Origin of the sequence: Streptomyces sp. NPDC001668 (assembly GCF_042893155.1) — a bacterium.
Lineage (GTDB): Bacteria > Actinomycetota > Actinomycetes > Streptomycetales > Streptomycetaceae > Streptomyces.
Genome location: NZ_JBIAUQ010000003.1, coordinates 256206 through 272327, shown reverse-complemented (window position 1 = coordinate 272327; position 16122 = coordinate 256206). Strand labels below are relative to the sequence as shown.

Sequence of the window (16122 nt, the reverse complement as noted above, 5' to 3'; positions counted from 1 at the left end):
TGAAGCGGCCGTGGGAAGAGTGGCACCGGAAAGCCCGTACTGTCAGGAGCGCGTCAGGAAGTTGGCCGGAAATCGTTCGTTGTCCGGGAGTTCATGTTCGTTATACGGACTTTCCACCCTGACCGGACGCCGGCCGGTCCCCGTGCCACGACCCCCACAGCGCCGCGTACGCCCCGCCGGCCGCCACCAGCTCCTCGTGCGTGCCGAGCTCGGTCAGCAGCCCGTCCTCCATCACCGCGACCCGGTCCGCGTCGTGCGCGGTGTGCAGCCGGTGCGCGATCGCGATGACCGTGCGCCCTTCGAGGACGGCGGCCAGGGCGCGCTCGGTGTGCCGCGCGGTCGTGGGATCCAGCAGCGCGGTCGCCTCGTCCAGGATCAGCGTGTGCGGGTCCGCCAACACCACGCGGGCCAGCGCGAGTTGCTGCGCCTGCGAGCCGTCCGTACGCCACCCGTCCGCGCCGAGCGCGGTGTCGAGCCCGTCGGGCAGTTCCCGCACCCACGCATCGGCCCCCACGGCGGTCAGGGCGGCCCACAACTCCTTGTCCCCGGCGCCGGGTTCGGCGATGAGGAGGTTGTCGCGGACCGTGCCCAGGAAGACGTGGTGCTCCTGGGTGACCAGGACGACCTGGCGGCGCAGCTGCTCGGGGTCCAGGCCGACGACCGGGACCCCGCCGACGGTCACCGATCCGGAGGTCGGGGCGTCGACCCCCGCGAGCAGCCTGCTGAGCGTGGTCTTCCCGGCCCCGGACGGGCCGACCACCGCGAGCCGTTCACCGGGGCGCACGGTCAGGTCGACGCCGTGCAGGACCTCACCGCCGCGGCCGTAGGAGTAGCGCACGTCGGTGACGTCGATGCGGTCGTCGGTGGGGGTGGGGGAGCCCTTCGCATCGGCGCGCGGGGCTGCGGCCAGGCCCTCGACGCGGGCGAACGAGGCGCCGCTGGACTGGAGTTGCTCGACCCGCATCAGGATCTGGTCGAGTGGACCGGCCATTTGCTGCAGATACAGGGCGGCCGCCACGACCGAGCCCAGACTCATCACGCCCCGCGCGTGCAGCATCCCGCCGATCAGCAGCACACCGGCCACGGGCAGGATGTACGCCACCTCCACCAGCGGGAAGAACACACTGCGCAGGCAGAGCGTGTACAGGCGGGTGCGGCGGGCCGTGTCGAGGGCCTCCCGGCTCGCCCGGACGCGCCGCTCCTCCAGCCGCAGCGCCTCCACCGTGCGGGCGCCGGAGGCGGTGGCCGCGAGGATCTCGGCGACGTCGGAGGTGGCCTCGCCCTCGGCCAGGTAGCCGTCCCGGGCCCGCCGCAGATACCAGCGCAGCACGAACCAGATCGGCAGCAGACCGAAGACGCCGACCGCGCCCAGCAGCGGGTCCAGGAGGAACACCGCGGCGAGCAGGAACAGGAACTGCACGGAGTTGATGAGGAGTTCCGGTCCCGCGTCGCGCAGCGTGGTGCCGACGGTGGCGACGTCCGCGGTGCCGCGGGCCGTCAGGTCCCCGGTCCCGGCGCGTTCCACGACGGAGGAGGGCAGGGCGAGGGTGCGGTCCACGAACTCCTCGCGGACGCGGGCGAGGGTCCGTTCGCCGAAGCGGTGGCCGACGTAGCGGGCCCAGCGGGCGAGCAGGAGCTGGCTGCTCGCGCACCCCACGAGGACGAGCGAGAGCCGGTCCACCGCGGCCACGCCCTCTCCGGCGCGCACCTCGTCGATGATCCGGCCGAGCAGCCACGGGCCGGCGAGGCCGGTGAGCGCGGCGAGCGCGTTCAGGGCGAGTACGGCGGCGAAGGCGCGGGTGTCCTTGCGGATCAGCCGGCCGGCGGCCCGCCGTACGGTGGCCTGGTCGGCGACCGGGAGGTGGCCCTTGCTCACGCTCACTTCATGACCTCCACGTCCCGGGCGACCAGGGAGCGGTATCCCGGTTCCCCGGCGAGCAGTTGCTGGTGGGTTCCGGTCGCCGCGAGCTTGCCGTCGACCAGGTAGAGGACCGTGTCGGCGTGGTCGAGGACGAGGGGGGAGGTGGTGGTGACGGCTGTGGTGCGCCCGTCTCTCGCCGCGCGTAGGCGTTCGGCCACGAGGGCTTCTGTGTGAGCGTCCAGGGCGGAGGTGGGTTCTGTGGCGAGGAGGATCTCCGGGTCGGCGAGGAGGGCCCGTACCAGTCGGACGCGCTGGCGTTGGCCGCCGGAGAGGTTGCGGGCCTGGGCGTCGATGGGGGAGTCGAGGCCGTCCGGGAGGCCTTGGACGATGTCGTCCGCCACGGCTGCGTGTATTGCGGCTGCGGCTGCGTGGGGGCTTGTCGCGCCGTTCCCCGCGCCCCTGAAGGGCGCGATCACCTCGCGTAGGTTTCCAGCGAACAAGTCGGCCTCGTGGTCCGCCAGCAGGATGTGCCGTCGGATCTCGGGCAGCCTGATCTCGTCCAGGGGGACTCCGGCCCAGGTCGCCCGGGACGGGGTGTAGCGGGCCAGGCGGTCCAGTACCGCTGCCGCGTCTGCCGGGCGCGCGGAGGCCAGGACTGTGAGGCGGCCCGGGCGGATGCTGACCCCCGACTCCGGGTCGTGCAGTACCGAGGGCTCCGCGGGGGCGTCCCGCGTGCCCCGGTCCTCCAGCGGCTCCAGACGCAGGAACCGTACGACCCGCCGCGCCGCCACCACGCCCCGGCTGAGCTGGTACCCGCACTCCACCCAGAACGCCACCGGTCCCACCAGGACCGCGACATAGCCGTACACCGCGACCAGCTCGCCCACGGTGATGTCCCCCTGGGCGGCCAGGCGGGCCGCGAGCCAGGTGACGACGCCCAGGAACAGGGTGGGCAGGCCCACGCCGAGGGCCTGGACCCAGCTGGTGACCGCGCCGACCCGGTAGCCCTGGGCGCGCAGGTGCTGGGAGTCGCGGTGGAAGGCGTCGGCGACCAGGCTCTTGCCGCCGAGGCCGTTGAGAACCCGCAGGCCGCCCGCGAGGTCGGCGATGCGGGCCGTGAGGACGCCCTGGCGGTCGCGGTACTCCGTCTCGGCGCCCTGGAGGCGGGACAGGAAGGGGCCCACGAGGAGGACGATCGCCGGAATGCCCAGGAGGACCACGGTGGCGAGGACCGGGGAGACCGAGACCAGCAGGGCGGCCACCGTCAGATAGGCGACACACGCGCCCACACCCGGGCCGACGACCGTCAGGGCCTGGGCGATCGTCTGCACGTCGCCCACGCCGATCGTGACGACCTCCCCGGCCCCGGTCCGGCGCGAGAGCGCGGCGCCGAGACGGACCGCCTGGCCGACGACCACCTTGACCGTGCGGAAGTTGGCGTCCATCCGCACCCGGGTCATCGTGCGGTGCCGCATGATGCTCAGCCAGGCGTTGAAGGAGCCCACCGCGAACAGCGCGAAGCTCCAGCCGGCGAGCGCCCCCCAGTCACCCGGCTCCAGACCCTCGTCGATCGCCCTGGCCATCAGATACGGCGTCGCCGCCAGCAGCACCATCCAGGTACTGCCGAGCAGCGCCCCGGCCACCGACCGCCCCGGCTGACAGCGCACCAGCCACCACAGGTACCGCCGGCCACCGCGGACATCGGGCGTGCCGGGATCCTCGTACGCGTCGATCACACATCCCCCTGGTCACCCATGTGATGGCTCACGCCAGACTGTCCCGCCACGCCCGGTGCAGATCCGCGAACCGGCCCGTACCCGCGACGAGTTCGGCCGGTGTGCCGTCCTCGACGATCCTGCCGTGCTCCATGACCAGCACCCGGTCGGCGATCTCCACGGTCGACAGCCGGTGCGCGATCACCACCGCCGTACGGCCCTTCAGGACCGTCGCCATCGCGCGCTGCACCGCTCGCTCGCCCGGGACGTCGAGCGAGCTGGTCGCCTCGTCCAGGATCAGCACCGCGGGGTCGGCGAGCAACGCCCGTGCGAACGCCACGAGTTGGCGCTGCCCGGCCGAGATGCGGCCGCCCCGCTTGCGTACGTCCGTGTCGTACCCGTCGGGCAGCGCGCTGATGAAGTCGTGCGCGCCGATCGCCTTCGCGGCCCGCTCGATCTCCTCGCGGCCGGCGTCCGGGCGGCCGATCGCGATGTTGTCGGCGACCGTGCCGGAGAACAGGAAGGCCTCCTGCGTCACCATGACCACCCCGCGCCGCAGTTCGGGCATCGCGAGCTCGCGCAGGTCGACGCCGTCGAGCAGGATCCGGCCGTCGGAGGGGTCGTAGAAGCGGGCGAGGAGCTTGGCCAGGGTCGACTTCCCGGCGCCGGTCGAGCCGACCACCGCGACGGTCTGTCCGGCGGGCAGGGTGAGGTCGAAGCGGGGGAGCACCTCGCCGCCGGTGCGGTAACCGAACGAGACACCGTCGAAGACGACCTCGCGGCCGGGACGGTCCGAGGACTCGAGCGCCGGGAGCTGCTTGGGCGTCGAGGGCTCCGGCACGGTCGGGGTCTGGGCGAGCAGGCCCGCGATCTTCTCCAGGGAGGCCGCCGCCGACTGGTAGGAGTTCAGGAACATCCCGAGCCGGTCGATCGGGTCGTAGAGCCGCCGCAGGTACAGCACCGCCGCCGCCAGCACACCCAGCTCAAGGGAGTCCTGCGCCACCCGGTAGGCGCCCCACAGCACGATCCCCGCCACGGCCGTGTTGGCGACCAGCCGGGAACAGACCACATAGCGGGCCATCTCCAGGAGCGCGTCGCCGTTGACCCGCTCGTGCCGCTTGTTCAGCACCGCGAAGTCGGCGTCGTTGGCGGCCTCGCGGCGGAACGCGCGCACCGGCCGGATGCCGTTCATCGTCTCCACGAACTTCACGATCACGGCGGCGATCGCGGTCGACCGCTTCCGGTACACCCGGCCCGCGCGCCGCCGGTAGCCCCGCACGAGCAGGTACAGCGGCACGAAGGACGCCACCGCGACCGCGCCGAGCCCGAGGTCGAGCCAGAGCAGCAGGGCGGAGATGTAGAGGAACGACAGGATGACGGTGACGAGTTCCTGAAGTCCCTCGCTGAGCAGTTCGCGCAGCGACTCCACGTCCGTCGTCGAGCGGGAGATCAGCCGGCCCGAGGTGTAGCGCTCGTGGAAGTCGATGCTCAGCGCCTGCGCGTGGCGGAAGATCCGGCCGCGCAGGTCGAGCAGCACGTCCTGGTTGACGCGCGCGGAGGCCAGGATGAACGCGTACTGGAGCCCGCCGGAGGCCAGCGCGCACAGCAGATAGCCGGCGCCGACCGCGATCAGCGGGCCGTTGTCGTGGTCCCGGAAGGCGGGGACCGCGCGGTCGATGGCGTACGCCACCAGCAGCGGGCCCGCCTGCACGGCCGCCTGCTGGAGCAGCAGCAGGAGTGTGGTGACGGCGACCCGCGCCCTCATCGGGGCCAGCAGGGAGCGCAGGAGGAGGGCCGTGGCTCCGGGAGGCGCGGGCAGCCGGTCCTGGTCGAAGGCGTCGTCGGTGTCCTTCGGCCCGGGGAGGCCGGGCTCCTCGTCCGACGCGGGCGCGGACGTCGTGGGGGCCGTCATCGGGCGTCCTCCCCTTCCAGCGGGTCACCGGACATCAGGTGGGCGTACTCGGCGTTCGTGCGCAGGAGTTCGTGGTGGGTGCCGACCGCCGTGATCCGGCCGTTCGACAGCAGGGCGACCCGGTCGGCGAGCTGCACGGTGGAGGGGCGGTGGGCGACGATGAGGGCGGTGGTGTCGGCCAGTACGTCCCGCAGGGCCGCCTCGACGGCGGCCTCCGTGTGGACGTCGAGGGCGGACAGCGGGTCGTCCAGGACCAGGAACCTCGGCCTGCCCACGACGGCCCGCGCGAGGGCGAGGCGTTGGCGCTGGCCACCCGAGAGGCTGAGGCCCTGTTCGCCGACCTGTGTCCCGGTGCCCTGGGGGAGGGCGTGCACGAAGTCGGCCTGGGCGACGGAGAGGGCGCGGTCCAGTTCCTGTTCGTCCGCGCCCATCAGGACGTTGTCGGCGACGGCGGCGGAGAAGAGGGTGGGGTCCTCGAAGGCGACGGCGACCTTCGAGCGCAGCTCTTCCCTGGGCATGGCGGTGATGTCCTCGCCGTCCAGGGTGATGTGACCGGAGGTGATCTCGTGGAGGCGGGGGACGAGGGCGGTGAGCGTCGTCTTGCCGCTTCCCGTCGCGCCGACCAGGGCCATGGACTCGCCCGGCCGGATGTGGAGGTCGATCTGGTCGAGGACGGGCGGGGAGCCCTCGGGGGCGTCCGGGTAGCGGAACCGGACCTTGTGGAACTGCAGGCCGGCGTCGGCGGCCACGGGCCGACGGGGTCGGGTGGAGGGGGTGTTGGCCTCCGGTACTTCGTCCATCGCCTCGAAATAGCGCTCCGTCGCCGTCGCCGCCTCCTGGCTCATCGCCAGCAGGAAGCCGATCGAGTCCACCGGCCAGCGCAGCGCCAGAGCCGTCGACAGGAACGCGACCAGTGTTCCCGCCGACAGATCCCCGTCCGCCACCTGCACACAGCCCAGTACCAGCGCCGCCCCGATCGCCAGCTCGGGCAGCGTCACGATGACGCCCCAGATCGTGGCCAGGAGGCCCGCCTTGCGCAGTTCCGTGCCGCGCAGGGTGCCCGAGAGCTCGCGGAACGCCCTCGCCTGGGAGCGGTGACGGCCGAACCCCTTGATGATGCGGATGCCGAGCACGCTCTCCTCGACGACCGTGGTGAGGTCTCCCACCTGGTCCTGGGCGAGCCGCGCCACGTGGTGGTACCGCTTCTCGAAGATCACGCAGGTGACCATCACCGGGATGGCCGGCCCGAGGATCACCAGGCCCAGGGTCCAGTCCTGGAGCAGCATGATGATCACGCCGACCACGATGGTGACCGCGTTGACCAGCAGGAACGTCAGCGGGAAGGCGAGGAACATGCGCAGCAGCATGAGGTCCGTGGTGGCCCGGGACAGCAGCTGGCCGGACGCCCAGCGGTCGTGGAAGGCCACCGGGAGGCGCTGGAGGTGCCGGTACAGGTCCGCCCGCATCTCCGCCTCCACGTGGGAGAGCGGTCTCGCCACCAGCCACCGGCGCAGCCCGAACAGCAGGGCCTCCGCGAACCCGAGCAGCAGCAGGTACAGCGACCCCAGCCAGACGCCGGCGGTGTCCCCGTCGGCGACCGGGCCGTCCACCATCCACTTCAGGACGAGCGGGATCACCAGCCCGGTACAGGAGGCGAGGATCGCCACGAGCGCGGCGGCCGACAGCCGCGCGCGGACCGGCCGGACATACGGCCACAGGCGCAGCAGGGTCTTCACGGCCGACCGGTCCTGGGTGGTTGCATGTGTGAGGGACATCAGCTGCGAGCCTACGGATCGGCACTGACAACGCCCACCGAGTTTTGGCCGTACCGGAATCCGTCGATGGACCTACGACCTGCGTGTTCGAGGGGTCGTACGCCCGCATCCACCGATCGGTTGACGCCGGGTCGAGCGGGACGGGCGATGTGGCGGCGGGGCCCGGCCCGGGACGCTGATGCCATGTCCGTCATCGAAGTCAGCGAACTGCGAAAGTCCTACGGCGGCCGGGCCGTCGTCGACGGTGTCTCCTTCACCGTCGAGGAGGGCGAGATCTTCGGGATCCTCGGCCCGAACGGCGCCGGCAAGACCACCACCGTCGAGTGCGTCGAGGGGCTGCGGATTCCCGACGCGGGCCGCGTCCGGGTCACCGGCCTCGACCCCGTCGCCGACCACGCGCGCGTGGCCCGCGTCCTCGGCGCCCAGCTCCAGGAGAGCGAACTCCAGGCCAAACTCACCGTCCGCGAGGCGCTGGAGCTCTACACCACCTTCTACGACAAGCCCCTCGACTGGCGGCCCCTGGCCGAGCGTCTCGGGCTCACCCAGAAGCTGACCACCCGGTTCGGCAAGCTCTCCGGCGGCCAGAAACAGCGCCTGTTCATCGCGCTCGCCCTCGTCGGCAACCCGAAAATCGTCGTCCTGGACGAGCTGACCACCGGCCTCGACCCGCGCGCCCGCCGCGACACCTGGAAGCTCATCGAGGACGTCCGCGCGGGCGGTGTGACCGTCCTGCTCGTCACGCACTTCATGGAGGAGGCGCAGCGCCTCTGCGACCGGATCGCCGTGATCGACCACGGCCGGATCGCCGCCCTGGACACCCCGGCCGGGCTCATCCACCGCTCGGCGGGCGCCACCGTCATCAGCTTCACCCCGTCCGCCCCGCTCGACGCGCACGAGCTCAACACCCTGCCCGCGCTCGCCTCCATCGAGGACCACGACGGCCGCCTCACCCTCTCCGGCACCGACGAGACCGTGAACGCCGTGATCACCCTGCTCGCCCGCCGGCACGTCACCGCCCACCAGCTCCGGGTCGTCGACGCCACCCTCGACGACGCGTTCCTCGACCTCACGAAGACCGGCACCCAGGAGGCCACGGCATGAACACCGCCGTACTGCGGACCGAGGTCCGGCTCTTCCGCCGCGAACCCGGCGCCCTCTTCTGGATCCTGCTGTTCCCGACCCTGCTCCTGGTGATCCTCGGCTCGATCCCGTCCTTCCGGAACCACGACCCCGACCTCGGCGGCCTCAGGACCATCGACGTCTACGTCCCGGTGGCCGTGCTCCTCGGCCTGATCGTCGGCGGCCTCCAGTCCATGCCGCAGACCCTCACCGGTTACCGCGAACGCGGCATCCTGCGCCGCATGTCCACCACCCCGGTCCGCCCGGCCCTCCTGCTCACCGCGCAGATGACCGTCTACGGCGCCGCCGCCCTGGCGTCCGCGCTGCTCGCCCTCCTCGTCGGGCGGTTCGCCTTCGCCGTACGACTGCCCGAGCAGCCCCTCGGATATCTGCTCGCGCTGGTCCTGGCCGTGCTCGCCGCCCTCGCGCTGGGCGCGGTGGTCTCCGCGCTGTCCCGGACCACGAAGATCGCCGGGGCCATCGGGTCCGCGGTGTTCTTCCCGGCGATGTTCTGCGCGGGCGTGTGGGCGCCGGTGCAGACCATGCCGGACATCCTCGCCCGGATCGTCGGGTACACCCCGTTCGGGGCCGCCGCCGAGGCGCTGAACCGGGCCGCGGCCGGCCACTGGCCGGGCTGGACCCACCTGGGCGTACTCGTCGCCTGGACGGTGCTGCTCACGGCCGCCGCCTCGCGCTGGTTCCGCTGGAAGTAGGGGAGGGGCCGTGCAGACTGGGGAGATGAACGCGTCGGACGCCCGGATCGACAGGTACTGGGAGCGGCTGCACGTCTGGGGGCCGTACGGACTGCTCGGCACCGGTCTCGTCCTCGCGGTCGTCTCCGCGGGCATCATGGACGGCCCCGTCGACTGGTATCTCATCGCGGCCCTGGTCGGCGCCGCGCTCCTGCTCCAGACGTGGTGGCACGGCACCCGGTACCGCCGCCCCCGCCGCGGCCGGGTCCCCACCCGGACCGGGACCGTGTACTACGCCGTCCGCTGGGCGATCGCCTTCGTCCTCACCTGGCTCAACCCGTTCTTCGCGTTCTACGCCGCCAGCGGCTACATGGACGCCGACGAGCTGATCCCGGGCCGGTGGCGGCGGCTCGGACTGTTCGCGAGCGCGGTCACCGTGGCGGGCGCGCAGGCGGGCGGGCTGATGCCGGCGAGCACGGCCCAGTGGCTCGGGTTCGCCGCGCTGCTCGCCGCCAACTTCGGCCTCCAGTCGGTGGTCGCCCACATCACCGAGCAGGAGGAGCAGCGCTCCCGCGAGCGCGCCTCGACCATCGAGGCCCTTCAGCAGGCGCTCGACGAGAACGCCGCCCTGCACGCCCAACTCCTCGTCCAGGCAAGGGAAGCGGGCGTCGCCGACGAGCGCCGCCGGCTCGCCGCCGAGATCCACGACACCCTCGCCCAGGGGCTCACCGGGATCATCGCCCAGCTCCAGGTCGTCGTGAACACCCCCGACGAGGACCAGGCCCGCGCCCACGTCCACCGGGCCATGGGCCTCGCCCGCGACAGCCTGGGCGAGGCCCGCCGCTCGGTGCACAACCTCGCCCCGGTCGCCCTGGACGACGCGGGGCTTCCCGAGGCGCTGAAGCAGACGGTCGCCGACTGGGGCGAACGCACCGGTGTACGGGCCGAGTTCACGCTCACCGGCACCGCCGAGCAGCTCCACGACGAGGTCTCCGCGACCCTGCTCAGGATCGCCCAGGAGGCCCTCTCGAACGCGGCCCGGCACGCGCGGGCCACCCGCCTCGGTGTCACCCTGAGCTTCCTGACCGACGAGGTCATCCTCGACATCCGCGACGACGGCGTCGGCTTCGACCCCCTCGCCCTGGCGCCCCGCACCCGCGCCGGCGGCTTCGGCCTCGACGGCATGCGGGCCCGCGCCGAACGCATCGCGGGCTCCCTGACCGTCGAGTCCGAACCGGGCCACGGCACCGCGCTGTCGGCTCGCGTACCGTTGGTCCGCCATGACCGGTGACATCTCGGTGCTGATCGTCGACGACCATCCCGTCGTACGGGACGGTCTGCGCGGCATGTTCGAGTCCGCGCCCGGTTTCACCGTCCTCGGCGAGGCGTGCAACGGCGTCGAGGCCGTCGAGCGGGCCGCCGCGCTCGACCCCGACGTGATCCTCATGGACCTGCGGATGCCGGGCGGGGGCGGGGTGGACGCCATCCGGGAACTGACCCGCGCCCGGGCCCGCGCGAAGGTCCTGGTCCTGACGACGTACGACACGGACTCCGACACCCTGCCCGCCATCGAGGCGGGCGCCACCGGCTACCTCCTCAAGGACGCCCCGCGCGACGAACTGTTCACAGCCGTGCGGGCCGCCGCGGACGGCCGTACCGTCCTCTCCCCGGCCGTCGCCTCCCGCCTGGTCTCCGCGGTCCGCACCCCCGGGGCGCACGGCAACGAACCCCTCTCCGCCCGCGAGCGCGAGGTGCTCGCCCTGGTCGCCAAGGGCACCTCCAACCGCGAGATCGCCCGCGAACTCTTCATCAGCGAGGCGACCGTGAAGACCCATCTCACCCACCTGTACGCCAAGCTGGGCGTGAAGGACCGGGCAGCCGCGGTCGCGACGGCGTACCAGCGGGGGATCCTCGGCTAGGGCCCCTGCGCCCGCCTCAGCCGACCTTCAGCAGCAGAACGGCCCGCGCCGGAACGGTGATCGAGGCTCCCGCCCGGTGCACCACCCCCGGCGCCTCCCCCTGCTCCTCCCTCGACGTGTCGACGACCACCTCGTACCGCTCCGCCCACGGCGGCCCCGGCAGCAGGAAGCTCGTCGGACGGTCGCCGGCGTGCAGGACGGCGAGGAAGCTGTCGTCGACGATCGGCGCGCCGCGTTCGTCCCGGCCGGGGATGTCCCGCCCCGACAGATACATGCCGAGACTGGCGGCGGGCGCGTACCAGTCCCGTTCCGTCATCTCGGAGCCGCGGGCCGTGAACCAGGCCAGGTCGCGCAGCCCGTCCGCCGAGTGCGCCCGCCCCGAGAAGAAGGCCCGCCGCCTGAGCACCGGATGCCGGTGACGCAGGTCGATCAGCCGGGCGGTGAGGTCGAACAGGGCCTTCCAGCCGGGGTCCTCCAGCAGCGCCCAGTCCACCCAGCTGATCTCGTTGTCCTGGCAGTACGCGTTGTTGTTGCCGCGCTGGGTGCGGCCCAGCTCGTCGCCCGCGACCAGCATCGGCACACCCGTCGACAGCAGCAGCGTGGTGAGCAGGTTCCTGAGCTGCCGCCGCCGGAGCGCCCGTACCCGCTCGTCGTCGGTCTCCCCCTCCGTCCCGCAGTTCCACGCCCGGTTGTCGTCCGTGCCGTCCCGGTTGCCCTCGCCGTTCGCCTCGTTGTGCTTCCTCTCGTACGACACCAGGTCCCGCAGGGTGAAACCGTCGTGCGCGGTGATGAAGTTGACCGAGGCGTACGGCCGCCGCCCGCCCCACGCGTACAGGTCGCTGGAGCCCGACAGCCGGTAGCCGAGGTCGCGCACGTCCGGCAGCGCGCCCCGCCAGAAGTCGCGTACGGCGTTGCGGTAGCGGTCGTTCCACTCCGTCCACAGCGGTGGGAAGGCGCCCACCTGGTAGCCGCCGGAGCCCACGTCCCACGGCTCGGCGATCAGCTTCACGCGCCGGAGCACCGGGTCCTGGGCGATGACCGCGAGGAACGGGGACAGCATGTCGACGTCGTGCATCGAGCGGGCCAGCGCGGCGGCGAGGTCGAAGCGGAAGCCGTCGACGCCCATCTCCGTCACCCAGTAGCGCAGGGAGTCGGTGATGAGCCGCAGGACGTGCGGCTGGACCACGTGCAGGGTGTTGCCGCAGCCCGTGTAGTCCGCGTAGCGCCGGGCGTCCGACTGGAGGCGGTAGTAACCCCGGTTGTCGATGCCCTTCAGCGACAGCGTGGGACCCAACTCACCCGCCTCCGCGGTGTGGTTGTAGACCACGTCGAGGATGACCTCGATCCCGGCGGCGTGCAGCGCGCGCACCATGCGCTTGAACTCGCCGACCTGCTGGCCCGTCGTACCGGAGGCGGCGTAGCCCGCGTGGGGCGCGAAGTAGCCGATGGAGTTGTAGCCCCAGTAGTTCTTCAGGCCCCGGCGCAGCAGATGGTCCTCGTGCGCGAACTGGTGGACGGGGAGCAGCTCCACGGCCGTGACGCCCAGCTTCACCAGGTGCTCGATCGCGGCCGGGTGCGCCAGCCCGGCGTAGGTGCCCCGCAGTTCCTCCGGGATGTCCGGGTGCAGGGCCGTGAACCCCCGTACGTGCACCTCGTAGATCACCGAGTCCGCCCACGGCGTCTTCGGCCTGCGGTCCTCCATCCATTCGTCGTCGGTGGCGTCGTCGTGGACGACCACGCCCTTCGGTACGTACGGCGCCGAGTCCCGGTCGTCCCGTACGGTGTCCGCGACCTGCTGCTCGGGCCAGTCGCGGACATGGCCGTACACCTCGGGCGGCAGGCTGAAGTCGCCGTCCACCGCGCGGGCGTACGGGTCGAGGAGCAGCTTCGCCGGGTTCCAGCGGCCGCCGGTCCACGGGTCCCAGCGGCCGTGCACGCGGTAGCCGTAACGCTGGCCGGGCATCACACCCGGCACGAAGCCGTGCCAGATCTCGTGCGTGAGTTCGCTGAGCCGGGCCCGGGTCTCCCTGCCGTCCGCGTCGAACAGACACAGCTCGACGGCCTCGGCGCCGCCCGCCCACAGCGCGAAGTTGGTCCCCGCCACCCCGTCCGGGCCGACCCGGAAGCGGGCGCCCAGCGGCGTCGGCGCACCGGGCCACACCGGCACGGCCGGCATCCCCCGCCGCTCGCCGTTCACCAGCGCGGCGGGGCGCTCCTCGGCGGCTTCCGTCACCGCCTCCTGCTCGGCTGCGCTGGACACCGGTCGGCCTCCCACGGCTCGTGGAACGAGGTGCAAAAGGGCGCACGGCGTCCCGGCCGCGGCACCCCCTCACGTCGTTCTCCCCACTGTTCTGCCCAGCGCTCGCCTCGCACTCACGGGTTCGCTCCGCCGGGTTGGGCCGGACTCCCGAGGAAGAAAAGGTGGTATGTCCTCGTTGTCGTAGATCCAGAGGTCACGTTTCCCCCTGGTGGGCCGCGTCGTTGAGTTCCTCGTGAGGCATGGACATGGGCGCGCTCGGCGCGTGGGGGCCGCTTTGGCCGCCGTACTGACATGGGCGGGACTGCTGGCCGGAGCCGCCGGCTGCACGGCGGACGGGGGTGGCGGGATCGGCGGCGTCGGCGGGTTCGGGAAGCCTCCCGCGCCCGAGGACGTCATCCGGGTCGCCCCCGACGACGGCACCAAGGGCGTGCCGCCCGAGGAGAAGCTGCGGGTCCGGGTGCCCAGCGGGCGGCTGGAGTCGGTCACCGTCGTCAAGTCCCAGGACGCGCAGGAGTTCCCGGTGCCCGGGCGCATCTCCGACGACGGCCTGCGCTGGGAACCCGACGAGGCACAGCTGGGGCTGGCCGCCAAGTACACGGTCGACGCGGTCGCGCTCGACGCCCACGGCCGCCGCTCGGCCCGGCACACCACCTTCACCACCTACGTCCCCGAGGAGCGCTTCATCGGGTACGTCAGCCCCGAGAACCGCTCCACGGTCGGCACCGGGATGATCGTCTCCCTGGAGTTCAACCGGGAGATCGAGGACCGCGCCGCCGTCGAACGCGCCGTACGCGTCACCGCGAAGCCGCCCGTCGAGATCCGCCCGCACTGGTTCGGCAACGGCCGCCTCGACTTCCGCCCCGAGCACTACTGGACGCCGGGCACGCGGGTGACGGTCGCGCTCCGGCTCCGTGACGTGGAGGGCGCGTCGGGCGTCTACGGCCTCCAGTACAGGACCTTCTCCTTCACCGTCGGCCGCAGTCAGGTCTCCCTGGTGGACGCCGCGAAACACACCATGCAGGTCAGGCGGGACGGTGAACTGCTCGCCACCGTGCCGGTCACCGCCGGTGCCCCGAAGACCACCACGTACAACGGCAAGATGGTCATCACCGAGATGCTCGAAGTGACCCGCATGAACAGCCGCACGGTCGGCTTCGGCGGCGAGTACGACATCCCGGACGTCCCGCACGCCCTGCGGCTGACCGACTCCGGCACCTTCCTGCACGGCAACTACTGGGCTCCCACCGCCCCCGGCAGGGTCAATGTCAGCCACGGCTGTGTGGGGCTCAGGGACGTCAAGGGCGGCAGCTCGGACACGCCCGCGGGCTGGTTCTTCGACCGCAGCCTCGTCGGGGACGTCGTCGAGGTCGTCCACAGCGATGACAAAAAGGTCGCTCCCGACAATGGCCTCGGGGGATGGAACATGGGATGGAAGGAGTGGAAAGCGGGCAGTGCGGTGAAGTGACCCGACCGGGGGGTGGGCCGGCCCGGCCTTCCGTCGCAGTTGGGACGGAATGGTGACCTTGGACTGACACGTTGCTCAAAAGTCTGCGGTTAATATTCGCCGACGTGTTCGTGGAACACGCCGGGGAGCGGGCCTGACCAGGCCCTTCGAGGGGAGAAACGACTTGAACGTGCGACCGATATCGGGGGCGTCGGTTGACGCGCGGGGGCGCGGGACCAAGGGGCTGCTGGCGCTGATACTCGGCGTTCTGCTGCTGGCCGTCACCGCCTGCGGCGGGGGAGGTTCCGGAAGCGGTGACTCCAAGGCGGAGAAGGGCGACTCGTCCGCCACCGGGACCAAGCAGTCCGAGGCGGTCGTCTCCATCACCCCGAAGGACGGGGCGAAGTCCGTGGACACCAGTGGCGCCCTCAAGGTCGGTGCCACCAAGGGCAAGTTGACCGAGGTCCAGGTCAAGGACGCCAAGGGCACCGCGATAGCCGGGCAGATAGCCGCCGACGGCGCCTCCTGGACGCCGTCCACCCATCTCGCCTCGGGCACCAAGTACTCGGTGCACGCGGTCGCCAAGGACTCCGAGGGCCGTACGGCGGCCGAGGACTCCAGCTTCACCACCCTCACCCCGAAGAACACCTTCATCGGCACCTTCACGCCCGAGGACGGCTCGACGGTCGGCGTCGGAATGCCGTTCTCCATCCGCTTCACCCGGGGCATCACCAGCCCCGAGGACGTCGAGAAGGCCATCACCATCAAGACCACGCCGGCCGTCGACGTCCAGGGCCACTGGTTCGGCAACGACCGCCTGGACTTCCGCCCCGAGCAGTACTGGAAGGAAGGCACCAAGGTCACCGTCGACCTCAACCTCAACGGGGTCGAGGGCCGCGACGGCGTCTACGGCAAGCAGGACAAGACCGTCTCCTTCACCATCGGCCGCAACCAGGTCTCCGTCGTGGACGCCAAGAAGCACACGATGAAGATCACCCAGGACGGCAGGACCATCAAGACCCTCAAGGTCACCACCGGCAAGCCCGGTTACGACACCTGGAACGGCCAGATGGTCATCAGCGAGAAGCTCACGGTGACCCGGATGAACGGCGAAACGGTCGGCTACGGCGGCGAGTACGACATCAAGGACGTCCCGCACGCCTCCCGCCTCACCGACTCCGGCACCTTCCTCCACGGCAACTACTGGGGCGGCGACGCCTTCGGCAACTACAACGCCAGCCACGGCTGCGTGGGTCTGCGCGACGTCAAGGGCGGTTACGACAGCGGTGTGCCGGCGGCCTGGTTCTTCAACCACTCGCTGATCGGCGACGTGGTCGTGGTCAGGAACTCCGACGACGCGACGGTCGCACCGGACAACGGCCTCAACGGCTGGAACATGTCGTGGGAGAAGTGGAAGGCGTAGGT

General features: G+C 71.7%; 11 protein-coding genes. 6 read left to right on the top strand and 5 right to left on the bottom strand.

The genetic code is table 11. The features are described from left to right. Positions 1 to 100: 100 nt before the first annotated feature. The 4 genes from ACFYZ8_RS10905 to ACFYZ8_RS10890 are packed head-to-tail and all read right to left on the bottom strand — an operon-like array spanning position 101 to position 7263. Positions 101 to 1876, bottom strand: a complete 1776-nt coding sequence (locus tag ACFYZ8_RS10905; protein ID WP_388535058.1) for an ABC transporter ATP-binding protein — start codon at positions 1874 to 1876, stop codon at positions 101 to 103. 2 nt (positions 1877 to 1878) lie between these two features. Then, a complete protein-coding gene (locus tag ACFYZ8_RS10900; RefSeq protein ID WP_388534334.1) occupies positions 1879 to 3597 on the bottom strand; it encodes an ABC transporter transmembrane domain-containing protein in 1719 nt (572 codons plus the stop codon). A 28-nt stretch (positions 3598 to 3625) separates the two neighbouring features. Then, a complete protein-coding gene (locus tag ACFYZ8_RS10895) occupies positions 3626 to 5488 on the bottom strand; it encodes an ABC transporter ATP-binding protein (protein ID WP_388534332.1) in 1863 nt (620 codons plus the stop codon). Beyond that, positions 5485 to 7263: an ABC transporter ATP-binding protein gene (locus tag ACFYZ8_RS10890; protein ID WP_388534329.1), complete on the bottom strand. Its 1779-nt coding sequence runs from the start codon at positions 7261 to 7263 to the stop codon at positions 5485 to 5487. The genes ACFYZ8_RS10895 and ACFYZ8_RS10890 overlap by 4 nt, the downstream gene beginning before the upstream one ends. Positions 7264 to 7446: 183 nt before the next feature. Here ACFYZ8_RS10890 and ACFYZ8_RS10885 point away from each other — a divergent pair, with 183 nt between their 5' ends. The 4 genes from ACFYZ8_RS10885 to ACFYZ8_RS10870 are packed head-to-tail and all read left to right on the top strand — an operon-like array spanning position 7447 to position 10993. Continuing rightward, positions 7447 to 8364, top strand: a complete 918-nt coding sequence (locus ACFYZ8_RS10885; protein WP_388534327.1) for an ABC transporter ATP-binding protein — start codon at positions 7447 to 7449, stop codon at positions 8362 to 8364. After that, a complete protein-coding gene (locus ACFYZ8_RS10880) occupies positions 8361 to 9095 on the top strand; it encodes an ABC transporter permease (protein ID WP_388534326.1) in 735 nt (244 codons plus the stop codon). The genes ACFYZ8_RS10885 and ACFYZ8_RS10880 overlap by 4 nt, the downstream gene beginning before the upstream one ends. 25 nt (positions 9096 to 9120) lie before the next feature. Next, the gene (locus ACFYZ8_RS10875; protein ID WP_388534324.1) at positions 9121 to 10365 is read left to right on the top strand and encodes a sensor histidine kinase; all 1245 of its coding nucleotides are present in this window, start codon (positions 9121 to 9123) and stop codon (positions 10363 to 10365) included. Continuing rightward, positions 10355 to 10993, top strand: a complete 639-nt coding sequence (locus ACFYZ8_RS10870; RefSeq protein ID WP_359030869.1) for a response regulator transcription factor — start codon at positions 10355 to 10357, stop codon at positions 10991 to 10993. Before ACFYZ8_RS10875 ends, ACFYZ8_RS10870 begins: the two co-directional genes overlap by 11 nt. A gap of 16 nt (positions 10994 to 11009) precedes the next feature. On the opposite strand, the gene glgX is transcribed toward ACFYZ8_RS10870, so the two are convergent. Then, a complete protein-coding gene (glgX, locus tag ACFYZ8_RS10865) occupies positions 11010 to 13253 on the bottom strand; it encodes a glycogen debranching protein GlgX (RefSeq protein WP_388534322.1) in 2244 nt (747 codons plus the stop codon). A gap of 232 nt (positions 13254 to 13485) precedes the next feature. On the opposite strand from glgX, the gene ACFYZ8_RS10860 reads away from it, so the two are divergent. Beyond that, positions 13486 to 14718, top strand: a complete 1233-nt coding sequence (locus ACFYZ8_RS10860) for an Ig-like domain-containing protein (protein WP_388534319.1) — start codon at positions 13486 to 13488, stop codon at positions 14716 to 14718. 163 nt (positions 14719 to 14881) lie between these two features. Then, entirely contained in the window at positions 14882 to 16120 is a 1239-nt protein-coding gene (locus tag ACFYZ8_RS10855) for an Ig-like domain-containing protein (RefSeq protein ID WP_388534318.1), read from the top strand. Positions 16121 to 16122: the final 2 nt, after the last annotated feature.